Raw genomic sequence first — 19892 nt, 5'->3', positions numbered from 1 at the left:
GATCCCTTTCGGGATGTTGGCGTAAATTGTGGAAAATTATGAGAATGTGTCTCGTTTTATTGTCTTGTTTCACCTTTTCTCTTTCGGCAAGTTCATTTGCCCAGCAAGAGCGGGTTAGTTTAAAGATGAAAGAGGTGACGGTGAAGATGTTACTGGATGAGATTCAGCGACAAACAAATTTGCATTTTATTTTTAATACTGAACAGACAAATAGTTTGGGTAAGGTGTCTGTTGAGGTAAAAGATGAAACTGTGGAAACGGTGTTGGTACGTTTATTCGAGGGTACGGATCTGACCTATAGTTTTAAAGGGAATATTATCGTGGTAAAACGTCGGGCAGATGAGATTCAGGGACAACAGCAACAGTCTATGTTAAGAGTTGCGGGAAAGGTGACTGATGAGAAGAAACAGGTACTACCCGGGGTGACGGTACGATTGGAAGGTACTACCGTGGGAACGGCAACTAATAGCATGGGTGTATTCACGTTGATGTTACCCGTGCGAGAGGGTTTTTTGGAATTTTCTTTTGTGGGTTTTAAAAACAAGCGGGTCCGTTTCACGGAAACATCCGATAGTCTTAACGTAGTGTTGGAAGAGGATTTGAAGGAGATTGGGGAGGTTGTGGTGACAGGTTACCAACAGATCGACAAACGACACTTGACGAGTGCCGTGAATACCGTGAAGATGGATGACATTGATGTGCCGGGGAGTAACCGGATTGATATGATGTTGGAAGGGCGTATTCCGGGATTGACATTTATGCAGAATACGGGCCAAGTAGGTGCAGCTCCCAAGTTACGAATCCGGGGAACATCAACTATTCTGGGAAGTCAAGAACCGGTTTGGGTAGTGGATGGAATCATACAACAGGATCCGGTGAACGTGGACCCGGCTCAACTGAATGATTTGGACTTTGTGAATCTGTTGGGAAATGCGATTTCCGGTTTGAACCCGAATGATATAGAGCGAATTGACGTGTTGAAAGATGCATCGGCTACGGCGCTCTACGGGGCTCGTGCAGCCAATGGAGTTATTGTGATTACCACGAAAATGGGAAAAATAGGAGCTCCGACAGTTTCTTATTCGATGAGTGGTACATTTACGCAACGTCCCCGATACACGGATCGAGGTTTTTATATGATGAATTCTAAGGAGAGGGTTGATGTATCACGGGAATTGATGGAAATGGGAGTTCGCTATAATGGTGTGTATGACGGTATTTCGGATTGGATTGGGTACGAGAAAGCGTATTTGGATTATTTCATGGATAGTTCAATCAGTTATGATGAATTCAAGCGACAGTCTCAATGGTATGAAACTATGAATACGGATTGGTTGAAGATTTTGACAAAAGATGTGTTCTCTCACAATCATTCATTGAGTATAAGCGGGGGATCACAGGATGTTCGTTATTATGCTTCAATCGGGTATGCTGATGAACAAGGAAACGTGAAAGGAGAAGAGAATAAACGATATTCTTCGGCTTTGAAATTGACAGCGACCTATGACAAGTTTTCTGCCCAGTTTGGTATCAACGGGAGTGTGACGAATAAAAAGTATAATCCGGATGAGTTGAATGTGATGAGTTATGCCCATAGTATGAACCGTGCCATTCCTCTTTATGGTGAAGATGGGGAGTATTGGCGGTACAAGAAAGATGGGAGTATGTATTCCCAATTTAATATTGTGGATGAAATGAAGAATTCCAGCCGGTATATAGATCAATACTCTGTTTCTATCACGGGGCAGTTACAATACAAGTTTACGGAGGATTTTAAATTGATCGGAACAGGGTCTTATCAGTTTAATTACACGAATGAGGAGGAGTGGTTTGGTGAGGATTCGAATCACACGGCTCTTTTGCGAGCGAATCAGTCAAAATATGCTTCGACTTGTCCTTTTGGGGGAACGTTGAAAACGATCACGACGAAAAATAATAGTTACACGTTACGTTTGCAGGCAGATTATAGTAAATACTTGGGGATGGAACGGCAACATTTCACGAATGTCATGTTGGGATATGAGTTGTCTTCGACGGAGTATAACGGGGTTGCGGAAGAGGTGAGAGGATATTATAAGGATCGGGGAAAAACGTTCCCGACTTACACCATCAATCAACCGGCTGATTTCGAAGCTTATTATGCTTATCATCGGTGGAACGCGAATAATAATCCGGTGTACACGGATCAGTTGACGAATTTGATGTCCGGGTTCTTGACGCTTACTTACGGTTATGATGACCGTTATATTTTGAATTTCAATGCCCGTGCGGATTGGTCGAATGCTTTCGGTAGTCGGAGTAACGAAAAATTATTTCCCGTGTGGTCTATATCCGGGAGGTGGAATATTTCAAATGATGTTTTGAAGGATATAGATTGGATTGAAAATTTGGCACTTCGCTTGTCGTATGGTTTACAAGGAAATATGATGAATAATCAACCTACTCGGCTAATTATCAAGAAGGGGGATTATAATGAAACGTTAGGAGGGTTTGCATCGACGATTGGAGCTTATCCGAATCCGAATTTGAAATGGGAAAAAACACATTCTTATAACGTGGGACTTGATTTTAGTTTCCTGCATGGCAAGATTAACGGGTCATTTGCTTTCTTCTACAAGAAGACAAAAGATGCTTTCCTGTCTAAAAAGGTGGCCAGTCAGAATGGTATCACGAATTACGTGGTGAACGCGGGAGATGTTGAGAATAAAGGGGTTGAATTAGCATTGTATTTCACCGCGATTGACAATGCCCTTTCAGGTAAAGGCGGCAAACGGGGTTTTGTATGGAGAATTGATCCGCAGATCGGGCAAACTTTGAATAAATTAGTAAATACGGCTATTAATAAGAATAACAAGACGTTACAGGATGAGATTACGGTAAAGGATTTGTTGGACGGAAACGCTTATATTGCCGGTACTCCGTTGAATACGTTCTATTCTTATCGGTTCAATGGTTTGGATAAAATGGGTATTCCGACATTCAAAGGTTTAGAAGACGAGCTTAAAGATGAGTTAATCGAGAAATATAACGAGATGGCTTTGTCGGATAAGAAAGATGTTTGGATGGAAGTGTTGGGAGAGTCCGGGACGAGGGTGCCGACTTTGCAGGGAGGTTTAAATAATTATATTGCCTATCGTAATTTCAGTCTTTCTTTTAATCTGGCTTATAGTATCGGGAATAAGATTCGGATGTTTAAACTTTGTTCCGGGGATTATAGTGCGGTGAATCCGAAGCCTCATAACAATTTGAGAAAAGAGTTCGTGAATCGTTGGAGAGGTCCCGGAGATGAGAAGAACACCAATATTCCGGGAATCCGTACCAGCCTGACGGCTCAAGGTAATTCTGCGGATGTGGCATTGGACTACGGATGGTGGCGCGGTTATTCGGCTTGGACACCAATTACGAGTACGAACGCATCCAAATATGAATTGTATGATTATTCTGATCTACGGGTAGTACGAGGTGACTATTTACGTTTGCAATCTTTGAGTTTCCGTTACGTGTTTGACAAGGAATTGATTCAGAAAGTGGGAATGACGAGTGCTTATATCTCTTTGTCAGCAACAAATTTATTCACGATTTGTGACAAGAAACTGAAAGGGCAGAACCCGGAACAATCGGGTACGAGTAGCATGGTAAATATCTCGGTACGTCCGACTTATTCTGTTAGTTTGAATGTTAATTTCTAATTTTAGAGATGATGAAAAATATATTATATCTGTTGGTGGTTTTGTTTTTCTTTTGCTCTTCTTGCGGTGATTTCCTAGAAGAGTATTCGCAAAACTCGACTTACGTGGAGTCAGTGGACGATTTGGACGAATTATTACTGGGCGGTGGCTATCTCACTCGAAATGTCGGGAGCATTTCTGCCACGGGAGCGATGGCTTACTTGCATATCATGGCTGACGAATCGAAAGAGATGCCGGTTCCTAACAGTTCTGTTAGCAAGAGTGATCAAGTGTGGGAGAAGATGGCCGGGTTTTATATCTGGGCCGAGAATCCTTTTACTTCTTATACCGGTGTTGCACGGAGTGATGGAGAATGGGCCAGTTTCTATACTCGTATCTCTGTTCTTAATTCTATCCTTGAAGAGGCTCCTAATTGTAAGATTAAGAAAGACGCGGAAAGAGAACAATTATCTAGGGTGCTGGGAGAATGTTATTATTTGAGGGCTTGGAATTATTTCATGTTGGCAAATATTTACGGGGCAGCTTATGACAAAAGTAATTTGAATGACGGGGCAAGCGTGACCTTAAAGCTTGATCCTGCCATTGAAGATAAAAAGTTTGCAAGGGCGAGTACCGGAGAGGTTTATCAACAGATCGTGCGTGATTTGACTCAAGCGGCAACGTTGTTGGAGCAAGGGTCTGTATTGGAATCAAAGGTTCATGTAACGGCAGCTGCGGCTTATGCCTTGTTGAGTCGGGTATATCTTTATATGGAAGAGTACGATTTGGCGGTAAAAGCGGCTAATAAGGTGGAAGGATATACTCTGTATAATTTAGCTAGTCGCTATACTCCCGGAAGTGGGGAAGCATTTTTGACGGCTTCTTTACCGGAGGTGATTTATACTCAAGGAAGGGAAGTTATGAGTTATGTGCATGGGGGTACCGGATACGTGAGTAAAACCTATTCTTCTTGGATTGATGAAAACGGGAATCTTCAGTATGGTTACATTGACGTGGCTTACGTGATGGGGGATTCGTATGTCGTTTCGGATGAGTTATTACAGTTGTTTGATGCAAATGATGTGAGATATAGTGCTTTTTTTGCTCGTTCCTATCAGAAGAATTATTTGGTTTCCCGTAAATATCGGGCGGCTATTAATGAGGCGATTGTAGAAACAGATCCGATCACGGGGACTCCGGTCATGCCTGTTGTGGAAGGGATGGATTTTAATGAAGTTGCCTCTATCCGTTATGCTGAGGTGGTTTTGAATAAGGCAGAGGCTCAGGCTTGTGCGGGAGATGCAGGAGCGGTGGAAACGATGCGTCAGTTTTTGGAAACACGGTACACGGTTGTACCGGCCATACCTGCCAGCGGGAGTGGTTTGATTGAATTTATTCGTCGGGAACGGCAGAAGGAGTTATGTTTTGAGGGACATCGGTGGTTCGATTTACGTCGGTATGCCGTGAATTCTGTTCATAAACAGACGATTCAAGTGAAACATGAATGGCATACTCGTACTACGAGTGAGGCGGTTTTGGAAGGAAGTTATACATTGAAGGCTTATGATAATACATTGAAGGGGGATTGGATGATTCCTGTACCTGAGGATGTAATTAATTATTGTTTTCCAGTGCTGTATAACTTTGAGCGAGGAAACGGTGTCGTTAAAAACTAAAAATCAAGAAGATGAGAAAGTTATTATTATATAGTTTAGGCTTGTTGTTTTTTACCAGTTGTTCGGATGAGGCGGAGTTGAGACCGACGGAGGTAAAGAACTGGTTTGAGATCGTAGCAAAGGAGAACATAGATGTTGTGGATCAGAAAATATATGACATCTGGAAAGGTTATGAAATTGGGGTGTTTTATAATGATACACTAGGACGGGAGGACCGGGGACGCCGGGATTCTGTCGGGAATATTGTTTATCATTATGAAGTGTTGGATCTGAGTTACAATATGACCACGTCTTCCTACACGAATCGGGTGACTTGGACCCCAGTGGATGTAAGTACGGGGACAGGAAAGGCGAGATTATTGCCGTTGTTAGATTTTTTAGATGCCTCGTTATTGCCTTTTGTAAAGAGTGCGGAAGTGCATATTCCGGCGATTATGATTACGGAGACTTTCTATGTGAGTAATAGTGCTAAAAAGGTATATCGCGGGTTTAATTTCTTAGGGATTTCCCTGGCCGATTTTGCAAATAATGCAGAATCGAAAAAATTGTACCGGGCGGAATTTGTTAACCAGACTTGTGCAAAAAAGATCGAGAATTTAGTTGACCCGTTCTATGAAGTGGCAGAGGTGGCCTTAGCCGCTTATTCCAGTAGTCCGTGGGGAAGTTCCTATTATGGGAATTCCAGTGCCATGTTCCCCTTTTATTCGGAGGTGCTGACTAATATAGAGTATATCGAAAATTATCAACAGGATATGGATTCTTTGAGAATCTTGAAGGCAGAATTGGATATTCGTGTTGGTAATGGAGAATTGACGGAGGACGATCCGGAATATGTTCGATGTATTAATGAGATAGCTGTTCGGGAGGCTGCCAAAACGAATGAAACAACATGGCGTAACGAATATGCGAGATGTCGTCCAGAGGCGTATGGGATTCTGGTGTTGAATTCTTATTGGATGCCGAGCAAAGAGGCTGATCTTGACTCGTATATGGCGGCTGTTTTCACGTATTCCCTAGAAGAGTTTAAAGGGCTATATACGGGATTTCCTTTCGTAATCGAACGATTTAGATTGTTGAAGAATATATTGGAAGAGGCTGGGTTTGATGTGGATGCCGTGAGAGAATCTATGTAATGAATAAAATGAGTTCATAAAGTCTATAAGGTTCATAAAGTTCATAAGGTCACGGGAGTTCTTCGGACAAGGTTTACTGTAGTCCTTTGGGACTTTATGAACTTTCAGAACCGAAGGTTTGACTTTATAGACTTTATAAACTAGAGGTGTGTCCCGTTTTTTCGGGACACATACTCTCGTATTGTATGTATGAATGTAAAAAACAAAGAGATGTCAGAAGCAATTGTAAAAGTGGAAAACCTGTACCATCGTTACACCACGCAGTGGGCTGTACAGGATTTGAGTTTTGAAATCAGGAATCGGGGAGTTTTGGGATTGTTGGGAGCGAATGGTGCAGGAAAGTCGACCACGATGAATATTATGTGTGGTGTATTGAATCAGACTTCGGGGAACATTTATATTAATGGGATAAATTTGAGGGAACACCCGATAGAGGCAAAGAAATATATCGGTTTTCTACCCCAGAAACCACCTTTGAATCCGGATATGACGGTGGATGAATATCTCCATTTTTGCGCCCATTTGAGGCGAATGGATGGGAAGGAGGTACATCAGGCCGTGGAGGCAGCGAAAGAACGTTGTGGTATTGCGCATTTTAGAAAGCGTTTGTTGAAGAATTTGTCCGGGGGATACCAGCAACGGGTTGGAATTGCTCAGGCAATTATTCATAATCCTAAGGTGGTGGTGTTTGATGAGCCGACGAATGGTTTGGATCCTATTCAGATCGTGGAAATCAGAAATCTGATCAAGGAGATTGCCGTGGACCGGGCAGTAATTATTTCAACGCATATTTTGCCGGAAGTACAATTAAGTTGTGAGAATATCATTATGATCACGCAAGGAAAGTGCGTGTTTTCCGGGACGATAGAAGAGTTTGACAATTATATAGAACCGAATTCTTTGGTGATCACGCTGGATGCGGCTCCTGACGTGAATGTATTGGCTTCGTTGCCATCCATAAAACGGGTTGATAAGCTGACAGAGAAGAGATACCGTCTTTTCTTTTCAGATGCAACGGATATAGCGGATCGGGTTGTTTGTGCCTCAGTTGAAGGTGGATGGAAATTAACGGAGATTAATCTGGAACGGGGATCTTTGGATGAGGTATTTGCCCAGTTGTCTGGGAAAAGTCGAATCGGGAAAAAAGAGTTGGTATGAAATTAATTTGGAAAATAACCAAAGCGGAATTACAAACGCTTTTCTTCTCACCGTTGGCTTGGTTAATGCTGGTAGTACTGGGAATCTGGGTGTTTAATGTCTTTTACGATAAGTTTGACTTGTTGGTCCGAACTCAGGAACTAGGTGATTCGATAGGGCATGTTACCCGTAGGTTGTATATTGATCAGTATGGGATTTATGCGGCTATTTTGGACACGTTATATTGTTTTTTCCCTTTGTTGACGATGGGATTGATTAGTCGGGAATTGAGTAGTGGTAGTATAAAATTGTTGGATTCTTCGCCTGTTAGTACTTGGCAGGTGGTGTTGGGGAAGTACTTTTCGATGTGTATTTTCTCGTTGTTACTGATTGTTGTTTTATTTATTCCTGTAATACTGGGTATATTTACCGTGGAGAATCTGGAAATGAAGGCTATTTTCACGGGGTTGTTGGGAATGTATTTACTCATGTGTACATACTCGGCAATCGGTCTTTTCATGTCGTCACTTTCCATTTATCCGATCGTGGCAGCCGTGGGAACTTTCGGGGTTTTGGCGGCATTGAATATGGTTGGGAGTATATGGCAGGAGTACGCTTTTATGCGTGATATTACTCACTGGCTTTCTATTAGTTCCCGTATTATTAGCTTTTTACAGGGGGTGATTGCGAGTGCTGACGTGTTTTATTACCTTTTGATCATTGGTTTGTGTGTGACCTTGACGTGGTTAAAGTTGCGGTTTGCAAAGTTATCGTGGTCCTTCTGGAAGAAATGTAGTGTTTATGTCGGGGTTGTGATCGTCGTGTTGTTTTTGGGATACGTGTCTTCTCGTCCGATGTTTAAATTTTATGCTGATGGAACGGAGGATAAGAGGAACACGCTTACAGTTGCCAGCCAAGAGATTATGGAGAGAGTGAAGGGACATGTAAAGATCACTACGTTTGTTAATATATTGCATAAAAACAGCGGGTTCAGTATGCCTCGGAGTGTAAATACAGAGTATGCCCGTTTTGAGCAATATACTCGGTTTCACCCGGATATGGAGTTGGAATATGTTTATTATTATGGGGGAACCCGTTTTTTTAGTCAGGCGGCAAATATATATATACCGAGTATAGGCTTGGATTCTGCGGCTAAAAGAATTGCTTCTATTGAGGGCCTTGATCCCTCAAAGGTGATATCGGCAGCGGAGGCTCAGAAACTGTGTCCCGTGAATTTGGGGCAAGAGGAAAATCCGGTGATTAAGATTATCGAGATTGAAGGAAAGGAACCACGTCCTTTACGATTGTTCGAGGATAATCAAGTACTTCCTTCAGAGGCCGAGATTTCTGCCGCATTTAAAGGGATGACACAGGATTTACCGTTGATTGTTTACCTGACTGGGCGTGGGGCTCCCGACATTACCTCTAAGTTGAGGGACGGGTATGATGCGATGTTTAATACGCCGTATATTCGGGCTTCTTTTATAAACCAAGGGTATAAAGTTCAGTCGGTGTCTGTTAGCGAGGGTGAATTGCCCGAAAATACAGCGGTATTGGTTATTGCCAACCCGTTGGAGGAATATGATAAAGAGGAATTAAAGATGGTCTATGAGTATGTAGAACAAGGGGGAAACTTGTTGTTGATGGGGGATGCCGGGAATGAAAAAGTAATGAATGAGATTGCCAATCCTTTAGGACTTCGTTTTGCCGAGGGGTATCTGGTTGAACCGCATTTGAATGATGAACCGTTGCCGCATATCGCTATTTGTTCTGTTTTACCATCGGCTTTTGAGATACTTCCGGGGTTAAAGAGTTGGATAAGGGCAGGCTATTCTTTGCCCTTGAAGATGACAACAACGCTTCTCGTTGACTCTTCAAGATGTCGTTTTGAGGTGTTTCCCTTATTCGCATCATCTCCCGACAGTTGGTTGAAGCGTGAGAAGGTGAATTTGCTTGAAGGAGAATTAAAACCGGATGTTTCCCTTGGAGAGATTGCCAGACCTTACGTGACGGCTACAGGATTAAGGCGTCAGGTTGAGGGGAAGGAACAACGGGTAGTGGTGACGGCTGATGCCGAATGGATGAGTAATATCGGACTCTCTACTAATTATCAAGGACTATACCCGAATCCCGGAGGGTTTGCCTCGACAGCGATGAGCTGGTTGGTGTATAGTAAGGCTCCGGTAAACACGTCGAGAGGATGGGTGGACGATGGCAACCTGAATTTCAGGGACAAGGATTTGGAATGGATATATTATTTGTACGAATGGTTTATTCCGGCTTTCATGGCATTCCTTGGGTTTATGTTGTATTATCGTCGAAATAAACAATAAGAGTAGTATGAAACAGGTATATTATATAATGAAAGCCGAGTTACAATCGTTGTTTTATTCTCCGATTGCTTGGCTGATTTTAGTGGTTTTCACCATACAGTGTTCTGTCGCTTTTTGTGATACTTTGGATAGTGTGGCTAAAGCCGTGGCAGAGGGGCAGCAAATGCCGGGGCTTACCTATTGGTTTTTTAGCCGGGATTATCATGGATGGGGTGTTTTTCATGCAGGGATGCGTTATCTCTATATTTATTTTCCATTGCTGACCATGGGGTTATTCAGTCGGGAATTGGCGAGTGGATCTATAAAGTTACTGGATTCTTCCCCGGTGAGTACCATTCAGGTAGTTATTGGTAAGTTTTTTTCGATGTTGGTGTATGCGTTGGTGCTACTTGGGGTATGGATGATCTTTGTGATTTACGGGGGAATTAGCATAGAGAATTTTGCCTATGCTCGCATTTGGGTCGCTTTTCTGGGAATGTTTTTGACGATGGCAACCTATTCCGCTATCGGCTTGTTTATGTCGTCCTTGACTCGCTATCCCGTGGTGGCAGCGATTGGTTCTTTCGTGGTTTTTATCGTTTTGGAACGAATCGGGAGTTACGGGCAAAATTGGGATGGTATCCGGGAGATTACAACTTGGTTGTCTCTTTCCGGGCGGATAAAAGTGTTTTTGGATGGATTATTGACCAGTCAGAATGTAGTATATTTTGTGGCGATAACGCTGTTATTCCTCTGTTTTACAATTTTGAAATTGTGGTTGGGGCGTTATCATTATCCGGTGTGGCGTAAGGTACTTTATTACGTAGGTATCCTGAGTGTTATTGTTTTATGCGGGTGGATTTCTAATTGTCCGGTTTTACGCTGTTATTTTGATTCCACGGAAAATAACGTGAACACGATCACGAAAGAATGTCGTGATATTATTCTGGCGTTGAAAGATCAAGGGAAATTAACGATCACGACGTATGTGAATTTAATGGATCCTTATCGGTCTCTAGCTTTACCTGCCAATATTTCAAAGGATAGGGCTAGTTTTGATAAGTATGTCCGGTTTAAACCGGACATTGACCTTAAATATGTCTATTATTATGCCCCGACGGATAAGCCTCACCAAATACAGAGGATGAAGGCTAATCTGACATTTGATGAAACGGCACGGGAGATTGCCCGGTTGAGTCGGGTGGATTTTTCTATCTTCAAAACGAAAGAAGAGATGGATCAAATCGTGGATCTTGCACCGGAGCATTACCGGCTGGTCCGCTTTTTCGAGTTGAACGGGCAGCGCAGTGTATTGCGTATCTTTGATGATATTCCTCCTCTACCTACTCCTCAGGAGTTTATGGTGGCTTTTAAACGGTTGTTGGGTGGTATGCCTAAAATAGGGGTGGTCACGGGACATGGAGAACGTTCTATTCATGATAGTAGCAACCGTGGTTATGAACGGGTAGCAACGAGTATTTTTAATCGGTATTCTTGGTTAAATCAAGGAATTGACGGGATGGAAATCGGACTTGACCAACCTGTACCTGAATCACTCTCGATATTACTGATTGCTGATCCGAAACAGGTTTATACGTCTCAAGAGTTGGCTCATCTGGATGCTTATATTGCTCGTGGGGGAAACTTGATCTTGCTAGTAGAGCCAGAAACTCAGGCTACAGTTCAGCCGTTATTGGATCGTTTTGGCGTGAGCATGATGACAGGATGTTTGGCTGAGAAACCCGTCATCGAGTTGGCAAACGTGGTATGCAGTAGATTTACTCCCGAGGGAAGAGCTCTTTTTCACGGACGGCACTATCCTTTTGGCCTACAAGCGTTGGCCATGAATGGAGTTACGGCATTAAAGGTTACGGGAACAAGCGATTTTCGTGTGGTCCCGATGATGGAAAGTGCTCTGGATTCGTGGAATAAAGTGGGAAAGGTTGACTGGATTATGGGACCTATTGAGCCTGATGCAGCAAAAGGAGAGTTTGTCGGGTCAAATACTACCGTGCTGGGATTAACTCGTCAGGTTGAGGACCGTGAACAACGTATTTTTATTGCGGGTGATGCCGATTGGATGAGTAATCGGGAGCTGGTACAGGGGCGACAGGGTTTCCGGGGGCATAGTCCTTCTGCGATGAATTGGGTGCTTAGTGATTGGATGACACATGGACAGGCCCCATTGTATTTTAACTATCCTAAGGTGACGGATACTAAAATTTCTACTACTCAAGAAGGAGCTTTTTGGGTAAGGATGTTTTTAGTTTGGGGAATTGCGATCGTGTTAGCCGTTTCCGGGGCGGTGATATGTATTCGTAGGAATCGATATTGATTTAAATGAAATGATGCGACTGACTACTTTGTAACTTATAAAGTAGTCAGTCGTTAAATATTACTCCAATTACTATTCTTGTTTTCTCTTTGTAGAGGTAATATAAAAAATCAAAGATTTTTATGTAAGTTTACACGGTAAAACTTGACAAGTGAATTGGAATGCACAGATATTAATTGATTTCCAGCGAGGAAAGTTGGATTTGTTGTATCGGAATGTTTACCCGGGATTAATCTTGTATGCCATCAAGTATTTGGGGGAGGAAAGCGAGTTTTTGGCAGAGGATTGCGTGCAAAATGCCATTTTCAGTGCTTGGGAAAGAAGAAATAAATTCGATTCCGTGTACACGTTCAAGGCTTTTCTTTACATGGCGATCAAAAATGACATCATTAGTATTCACCGGAAAAATTCAGCTAGGGAGCGGTATGTCCGGGAGTTGGAGGATGCATCTTGTTTTGCCAATTCGGTGATTGATCAAGAGGCTCAGACATTGTTGTATAGCGCTATCGAGGAGTTGCCGGAGAAGGCAAGAATCGTTTTTGAAATGAGCTTTATGGAGGGGTTAAAGAACGTGGAGATTGCAGAAAAATTAGGTTTATCCGATAGCTCCGTGAAAAAATACAAGGCGACGGCCTTGGATTTCTTGCGTAAAAAACTAGAACCTTCTTTGTTTCTATTCTTATTTTCAGGCTTATAGAAATTATTTTGAAAAAACTTCAATTTTCTATTGCCCCTTTTGAGGGGTGTTGCGTTATAGGGGGGATTAAAAAAATGATTGCATGATTACGCGTGAGAACGAAAAATGGTTTCGAATAGCCGGATTACTTGCCCGACAGCGAGTAGGACAGCTTTCTGAAGAAGAACTTCGGGAGCTGGAGGAATGGAGAGAAGTTTCTCCGGAAAATAAGCTGTTGTACGATCGCTGGCAAGATGGAGCATTCCTAGAAGTTGGTTTTAAAAACTACCAAAGAATCGGTCGTCGGAAGGCATTACTGGATATGGAGAAGCGAGTGCAGCTCCAACGTAAGAAAGAGGTAAGATTACGGGTTTTACGTTGGGGAGCAGTGGCGGCAGTATTTGTAGTGGCCGTGTTCAGTAGCTTATATTTGTTCGAGAGGGAAACAGAAGAACCTGTAAAGGAACAGGTGGCAATCGCTTTGATGAAACCACAACGTCCCGTGTTAAGGTTAGATGACGGGACTACAATGTTGTTGGATAGTTTGAAGGGGGATTTTGAAGAGGCTGGAATTTTGGTAAAGAAGACCGGAGAATCAACATTGTCTTACTCGGCAGAGAATTTGCCACAGCAAGCGCAATTGGCCTATAATACGATTGAAGTTCCCAAGGGGGCCGAGTTTGACTTGATTTTGTCCGATGGAACCCGAGTTTGGCTGAATGCCGATTCTAAATTGAAATATCCGGTTACTTTTGGAAATGATAAACGAGAGGTGGAATTAGAGGGAGAGGGGTATTTTAAAGTGACGAAGGATGAGAGAAAGCCTTTCCGTGTTGTCGTGAAAAAACAGACTGTGGAAGTGTTAGGAACTGAGTTTAACGTGGATGCCTATCCGGGAGAGAAGAACACTTATACCACTTTGGTCAGTGGGAAAGTGAAGGTGGATGCCGACGGTCAGACCGTGATTCTTGATCCGGGAATGCAATCCGTGGTGAATGATGAAAAGATGTACACCCGGAAGGTAAACGTGGCGGAGGTCATAAGCTGGCGAAACGGGATGTTCGTGTTGGAGAATCATACCTTGGAGGAGATTATGTCGAAACTAGCTCGTTGGTACGATTTTACGGTTTTCTATCAGAACGCGTCTTTAAAGGAGGCTACGTTTAAGGGTAAAATTCCTCGTTATGCTTCTTTCGAGTCGGTTTTGGATATATTGGAGAAAACGGGTGAAGTGAAGTTTAACGTGAAAAATCAATCTGTTACTGTTTATCAATAAATAAAAAAGGGGAATTTGGTCGATTCCCCCTTTACCAAACATCTGTTGGTCGCAGATGAATGTTTAATGTAATACTTTACAAATGTATGAAAAAAAAGAGTATGACGTGTAGTCTTCTTGGGAGAAGATTGCGAAAAATTCTGTTAGTTATGACATTGAAAGTTCTTATTTTGCTTGTTGCGTTTGGTTCTGTTAGTGCCATGGGTTACTCGCAAGAACAAAAAATGGATGTGGTATTCCATGACGAGATGCTTGAAAACGTGCTGGAATATTTAAAGGCGAACACGGATTACGAGTTCGTGTATCGTAGAGAAAGTTTGGAAAATCTCAAAGTGAAGAGTGTTGAATTGAAAGATGCGACATTGAAACAGGTTTTGGATCAAGTGTTACGTCAGAATGGTTTTGATTACGAGATTGTCGATAAAATCGTGATTGTCCGTAAGCTTGCCTTGAATCAACAAAAAAAGGAAATCAAGATTACCGGTCGGGTGACGGATGAGAAAGGGGAAGCTTTACCGGGGGTAACCGTGATTGTGAAAGGAACTCAACTGGGAACGGCTACCGGCATGGATGGAAAATATTCATTGACATTACCCGAGGGAAAAGAAAATCATATTTTGGTTTTCACCATGGTCGGCATGGAGACGAAAGAGGTGGTGGTGGGCAAACAGACTGGAATTAACGTTGTGATGAAGGATGTCGTGAGTGAGTTGGATGACGTGATTGTAACGGGATATTATACTCAGGCAAAAAATAGTTTTACCGGGGCTGCCCGTACGATCACGGCGGAGGAATTGCAACAGGGTGGAAATCAGAATATCCTGAGTGCTTTGCAAAATATTGATCCATCGTTTGTGAAGTTAGCGAATAACCAGATGGGTTCGAATCCGAATGCCATTCCGGATTTCCAGATCCGGGGAGCCGGGAGTATTAGCGGGGTTCGGGACGAGTATTCCGGGAATCCCAATATGCCGGTATTTATTGTTGACGGGTTTGAAACTACTGCGGAGAAAGTGTTTGATATGGATCCTTATCGGGTGGCCACGATCACGTTATTGAAAGATGCCGCGGCCACGGCTATCTACGGTTCTCGGGCCTCGAACGGGGTGGTGGTTATCACGACGGTGGCTCCTGCCGGTGGGAAGATGTCGGTAAGTTATAATGGGGATATGACTTTTTATGCGGCTGATCTGACGGACTATAATTTGTGTAATGCCGAAGAGAAACTGAACTTGGAAGTATTGTCAGGAATGTATGATATTTCCAAACGACTTCATTATACTCAGGATAAATTCTCCGATAAGGTGTACATGGATGAGGCTTATAATTATCGTTTAGCTAATGTCCGGGAAGGTGTAAATACCTATTGGTTGGACAAACCGTTGAATAACGTGACGCTTGCTCATAAACACTCTTTGCGATTGGATGGGGGAAACGATTATATCCGTTACGCGATGGAGGTGAATTATAATAATACTCCCGGTGTGATGAAGGAGTCCGGGCGTGAACGTATCGGGTTGGGGATGGAATTACAATATATCTATAAAGGATTGACTTTTAGGAATCAGTTGAATTATTCCCGGGTAAAGGCAAAGAACTCTCCTTATGGAAGTTTCAGTGAATACACGAAAATGAATCCTTACGTGAAATACAAGGATGAAGAGGGTAATTTGATTTACACGGTGGATCAGGATGATCGTTGGCATCCGACAGTTCGAAGTTTGTTTATTTATAACCCTTTGTATAACGCGACTTTAAACGTGACGGACGAGTCCGGGTATAATGATTTGACGAATTTGTTCGGGATCGATTGGTATATTTTGGAAGGATTACGTTTGAAGGGCAGTTTCTCTTTTACGCTTCAAAATACATTCGAGGATGTGTTTAAACCTGCCAAGCATACTGATTTTGCGGAATATACCGGGGATGATTTTGATCGTCGGGGATCCTACACGGCTTCGAGGGGAGATAATTTCAGTTATGATGCCAGTGTCGTTTTGAGCTATTTCTGGCGGCATCAGAAACATGTGATTAATTCAAATCTGGGATGGAATGTGCAGCAAAACCAGACAAAATCATTTACCGTGAGGACGGAAGGTTTTCCGAATGAGAATTTGGACTACATCAGTTTTGCCACTCAATACGAGAAATCGGGTTCTCCGGAGGGGGATGAATATACCTCTCGTTTGGTCGGTTTTCTCGGGAATTTGAATTATAGTTATGACGAGCGTTTCTTGGTGGATCTTTCTTTCCGTGAGGATGCCTCTTCCCAGTTTGGTTCGGATAACCGTTGGGCTCCTTTTTGGTCAGCAGGTTTGGGATGGAATTTGCATCATGAGAAATTTCTGAAGAATGTGAATTGGCTGCAACAATTAAAGATCAGGGGTTCCTACGGGTTGACCGGAAGTCAGAATTATGACCCGTATCAGGCGATAACAACTTACGGGTACCTGACTGGGGAACGTTATCACTACGCCGTGGGGGCGATCGTGATGGCGATGGGAAACCGGGATCTTTCATGGCAACGTACGTTACAACAGAATTATGGTGTGGATTTGACCCTGTGGGGCGATCGGATTGATTTGTCCGCAGATTATTATATCAAGACTTCCAAAGATGTGTTAACGGCCGTAACCTTGCCACCGTCTTTAGGCTTTTCTTCTTACATGGATAATCTGGGAGAAGTGGAAAACCGGGGATGGGAGTTAAACCTGAAGGTGGCTATTTTGAAAAATCAGAAAAACTCTCTTTATTGGAGCGTGAATGGGTCTGCGATTCATAATAAGAATAAATTGTTGAAGATTTCAAATGCCTTGCGGGCTTACAACGAGACACAGGATGAGTTGACAGCAACGGGAGAACAGAAGGATGGCGTGAATCGCCCGAGGGTTCGTTACATGGAAGGAGCTTCCATGAATTCTATCTGGGTGAACCAATCGTTGGGAATCGATCCGGCTACCGGTAATGAAATATTTAAAGCCCGGAATGGCGACATCGTGTCGGAATGGTCAACAGCCAATTATGCCATTGGCGGGTGTACGGATTCGGATGTGGAAGGGACTTTCGGTACAAATTTTACGTGGAAAGGCCTGTCGTTGAACATGACTTTCCGGTATCGAATTGGGGGGCAAATGTATAATCAAACGTTAGTGGATAAGGTGCAGGACGTGGATTTGCGTTATAACGTGGATCGCCGGGCTTTCGAAGAACGTTGGCAAAAACCGGGTGATAAGGTACGTTTCGCGGCATTCTCGGAGACTTATGACGGGATGAATGTCGGCTATGTCACTCGTCCGACATCCCGTTTCGTTGAGGATTATAATTATTTGGAACTGGCGACTTTGAATGTGGCATACGAATTTGGCGTGGCCCGTTTGAAACGATTGGGAATTAAACGCTTGAAAGCGATGTTTTATATGAATGACGTGTTCCATGCTTCCTCTGTAAAACAGGAAAGGGGAATAGACTATCCTTTTGCCCGTAATTTTAGTATCGGTTTGCAAGTCAGGTTTTAACGAAATGAAAAAATGGATGTTATGAAGAAGATATTTAGATATGCTGCATTACTAGTATTGTTATTTTGCATGGGATGTAGCGATTGGCTGGATGTACGTCCTAAATCTCAAGTGAAGGAAGATGATCTTTTCACGTCGGAGTCGGGATTCCGGGATGCGTTGATTGGTATATATGCCTTGATGGGACGTACGGATACTTATGGAGGGAACTCCACGATGGGATTCTTGGACATATTGTCACAGACCTATTCATCGGTCGTGTACGATTATAATAAAGCGCTGGTATATGATTATCAAGATGAAACTATAAAAAAAGTGGTGGACACACTTTGGAGTTCTAATTACTACGCGATTGCGAATTGTAATTATCTATTACAAAACATCTCTAAACACGGTGGTGTTTTGAGTGAAAAGGTCCGTCCCTTGGTTGAGGGAGAGGCTTTGGCATTACGGGCTTTCTTGCATTTTGACCTTTTGCGGGGATTCGCACCTTCTTATAAGATGGGAGCGAACGATCCGGGGATTCCTTACGTGAAAGAGGCGACTAATCAGGTCGTGACGCGATCAACCGTTGCTGCGACGTTGGATTTGATTCTAGGAGATTTAAAGAAAGCGCAAGAGTTATTGCGTCCGGTGGATCCGATCGGCCCGTCGTTTGGAGAGTACGAAGAGGAGGACGAGTACTCGGCGGATGATTATGTCACGGATGACGGGTTCTGGTTGTATCGTAAATCCCGTTTCAACTATTATGGGGTGACGTCCTTGATGGCCCGGGTGTACTTGTACAAGGAGGACATGACGAACGCTTTGGCGTGTGCCGAAGAGGTGATCCATTCGGGACGTTTTGCCTGTGTCACGGATAAGATTTTACAGGACGAACCCTCTAAATATACTTTTGTTGAGAGTGTAGGACGGCATGAGTATATCACCTCCCTTTACGTTTACGATTTGAAAAAAGGGCGTTCAGACTTGTATTTTAAAGATTTGGCAACTTATGCCTGTGTTGTCGGGGAAGAACGAAAATTGGGAATCTTTGGAGGAACAGGATTGGATCTTGATGTACGGAGTAAGCGATTGTTCGATATTCCTTCGGGTTCCAAAACAGAGTACGTGATCAAGTATATCACGGGTAACCGGATTCCTTTGTTGAAATTGTCGGAAATGTACTTGATCGCGGCAGAGGCTTCCGGGGATATACGTTTTCTTGAAACATTACGCGGTTTCCGGGGATATGCGGGAAATCCTTTACCGGCTGATGCCAATTTATTGGAAGAACTCCGGAAAGAATACCAAAAAGAATTTATCGCCGAGGGGCAGCTCTTTTATTTCTATAAACGGCAAAACATGACAACAATTCCTTTCACGGCACAAACGATGAACCGGGCAACGTATGTATTCCCGATGCCGGATAATGAATTGGAATTTGGTAATATTCAATAAAATGGATACTATGAAAAAGCTATATTATATAATTCTAGGATTATTGGTCGGGTTGGTTGCTTGTCAAGAGAATGATAAAACAGATTTCGATAGTAACGGGGCTGTTTATTTTCAGGTAAATCCGAGTTCATGGAGTGATACGAGGGATAGTATCGTGTACTCTTTTGCGGGGAAAGACGGAGATTCGCAGACTTTGAACGTACAGGTCAACCTGATGGGGGAGGCCGTGAATTACGAACGTCATGTTCGGGTGGTTGTTAATTCGGGAAAGACGACGGCTCAAGAAGGGATACATTATGCGGCGTTGGAGGAAGAGTATATTCTTCCGGCGGAGGCTTTTAGTATGAATATACCCGTCGTCTTGTATAATAAAGATCCTCGTTTGGAGGAAGAGGCTTTTCAGTTAGTTCTGGACTTGGAACCTTCGGATGATTTGGAACTGGGGCTTACAGCCCGTACAACTGTGCGGGTAATTATTTCCAATGTCCTGACACGTCCTTATTACTGGGAAGATATGTACATGGATGGCATTTTCGGACCTTATTCTAGGGTAAAACATGAATATTGCATTCGGAAGTTAGGGAGGGATTTCCCACAAGATTCAGATGAGTATAGAACAAATTATGGTATTTGGAAAGCGTATGGGAAATATATGGATAATTTCTTCTATGAAAATTATCCGATTTTAGATGAAAATGGCCTTGCTATCGAACCTTGGTTGTAA

The 19892-nt window shown here is 43.0% G+C and carries 11 protein-coding genes; all 11 read left to right on the top strand.

What is annotated here, in order from left to right; translation table 11 throughout:
* Positions 1–38 precede the first annotated feature (38 nt).
* Positions 39–3689: a SusC/RagA family TonB-linked outer membrane protein gene (locus R8806_RS14080; RefSeq protein ID WP_229782966.1), complete on the top strand. Its 3651-nt coding sequence runs from the start codon at positions 39–41 to the stop codon at positions 3687–3689.
* A gap of 8 nt (positions 3690–3697) precedes the next feature.
* Positions 3698–5344, top strand: coding sequence for a RagB/SusD family nutrient uptake outer membrane protein (locus tag R8806_RS14075; protein ID WP_124316316.1), 1647 nt, complete (start codon positions 3698–3700; stop codon positions 5342–5344).
* An 11-nt stretch (positions 5345–5355) separates the two neighbouring features.
* A complete protein-coding gene (locus R8806_RS14070; protein ID WP_124316315.1) occupies positions 5356–6477 on the top strand; it encodes a hypothetical protein in 1122 nt (373 codons plus the stop codon).
* A gap of 210 nt (positions 6478–6687) precedes the next feature.
* Positions 6688–7635 (top strand): ABC transporter ATP-binding protein, encoded by a 948-nt coding sequence (locus R8806_RS14065; RefSeq protein ID WP_124316314.1) that lies wholly within the window; start codon positions 6688–6690, stop codon positions 7633–7635.
* Entirely contained in the window at positions 7632–9947 is a 2316-nt protein-coding gene (locus R8806_RS14060; RefSeq protein WP_124316313.1) for a Gldg family protein, read from the top strand. Before R8806_RS14065 ends, R8806_RS14060 begins: the two co-directional genes overlap by 4 nt.
* Before the next feature lie 7 nt (positions 9948–9954).
* Entirely contained in the window at positions 9955–12261 is a 2307-nt protein-coding gene (locus R8806_RS14055) for a Gldg family protein (RefSeq protein ID WP_124316312.1), read from the top strand.
* 151 nt (positions 12262–12412) lie between these two features.
* Positions 12413–12958, top strand: a complete 546-nt coding sequence (locus tag R8806_RS14050) for a sigma-70 family RNA polymerase sigma factor (protein ID WP_124316311.1) — start codon at positions 12413–12415, stop codon at positions 12956–12958.
* 82 nt (positions 12959–13040) lie between these two features.
* A complete protein-coding gene (locus R8806_RS14045) occupies positions 13041–14213 on the top strand; it encodes a FecR family protein (RefSeq protein WP_124316310.1) in 1173 nt (390 codons plus the stop codon).
* A 149-nt stretch (positions 14214–14362) separates the two neighbouring features.
* The gene (locus tag R8806_RS14040) at positions 14363–17728 is read left to right on the top strand and encodes a SusC/RagA family TonB-linked outer membrane protein (protein WP_229782967.1); all 3366 of its coding nucleotides are present in this window, start codon (positions 14363–14365) and stop codon (positions 17726–17728) included.
* Positions 17729–17749: 21 nt separating this feature from the next.
* Positions 17750–19168: a RagB/SusD family nutrient uptake outer membrane protein gene (locus R8806_RS14035; protein WP_124317503.1), complete on the top strand. Its 1419-nt coding sequence runs from the start codon at positions 17750–17752 to the stop codon at positions 19166–19168.
* Positions 19169–19178: 10 nt separating this feature from the next.
* A complete protein-coding gene (locus R8806_RS14030) occupies positions 19179–19892 on the top strand; it encodes a DUF4843 domain-containing protein (protein ID WP_164719753.1) in 714 nt (237 codons plus the stop codon).

It is taken from the genome of Butyricimonas faecihominis, assembly GCF_033096445.1.
Lineage (GTDB): Bacteria > Bacteroidota > Bacteroidia > Bacteroidales > Marinifilaceae > Butyricimonas > Butyricimonas faecihominis.
Note: the sequence above shows the minus strand (reverse complement) of the source record. Positions and strands in the feature narration are given on the sequence as shown.

Bases quoted from the DNA above. Each gene is read 5' to 3' on its own strand.
- R8806_RS14070 (WP_124316315.1), top strand. From the start codon at position 5,356: ATGAGAAAGTTATTATTATATAGTTTAGGCTTGTTGTTTTTTACCAGT.
- R8806_RS14080 (WP_229782966.1), top strand. From the start codon at position 39: ATGAGAATGTGTCTCGTTTTATTGTCTTGTTTCACCTTTTCTCTTTCG.
- R8806_RS14045 (WP_124316310.1), top strand. From the start codon at position 13,041: ATGATTACGCGTGAGAACGAAAAATGGTTTCGAATAGCCGGATTACTT.
- R8806_RS14030 (WP_164719753.1), top strand. From the start codon at position 19,179: ATGAAAAAGCTATATTATATAATTCTAGGATTATTGGTCGGGTTGGTT.
- R8806_RS14035 (WP_124317503.1), top strand. From the start codon at position 17,750: ATGAAGAAGATATTTAGATATGCTGCATTACTAGTATTGTTATTTTGC.
- R8806_RS14060 (WP_124316313.1), top strand. From the start codon at position 7,632: ATGAAATTAATTTGGAAAATAACCAAAGCGGAATTACAAACGCTTTTC.
- R8806_RS14055 (WP_124316312.1), top strand. From the start codon at position 9,955: ATGAAACAGGTATATTATATAATGAAAGCCGAGTTACAATCGTTGTTT.
- R8806_RS14075 (WP_124316316.1), top strand. From the start codon at position 3,698: ATGATGAAAAATATATTATATCTGTTGGTGGTTTTGTTTTTCTTTTGC.
- R8806_RS14065 (WP_124316314.1), top strand. From the start codon at position 6,688: ATGTCAGAAGCAATTGTAAAAGTGGAAAACCTGTACCATCGTTACACC.
- R8806_RS14040 (WP_229782967.1), top strand. From the start codon at position 14,363: ATGACATTGAAAGTTCTTATTTTGCTTGTTGCGTTTGGTTCTGTTAGT.